Source organism: Plesiomonas sp. ZOR0011 (assembly GCF_000800945.1).
GTDB classification, from domain to species: domain Bacteria; phylum Pseudomonadota; class Gammaproteobacteria; order Enterobacterales; family CAMTGL01; genus Plesiomonas; species Plesiomonas shigelloides.
Genome location: NZ_JRKB01000148.1, coordinates 1 through 201, shown reverse-complemented (window position 1 = coordinate 201; position 201 = coordinate 1). Strand labels below are relative to the sequence as shown.

At 54.7% G+C, this 201-nt stretch carries 1 tRNA gene; it reads left to right on the top strand.

The features are described from left to right. Positions 1–126: 126 nt before the first annotated feature. Positions 127–199, top strand: a tRNA-Ala gene (locus tag L975_RS17115). Positions 200–201 lie beyond the last annotated feature (2 nt).

Below are 201 nucleotides of genomic sequence, written 5' to 3'. Positions count from 1 at the left end.
GGCTATAGCTCAGCTGGGAGAGCGCTTGCATGGCATGCAAGAGGTCAGCGGTTCGATCCCGCTTAGCTCCACCATCATCACCACAGATTCATTATCAGAGTAACTCGCACGACCTTTCTTTATGATGGGGCTATAGCTCAGCTGGGAGAGCGCTTGCATGGCATGCAAGAGGTCAGCGGTTCGATCCCGCTTAGCTCCACC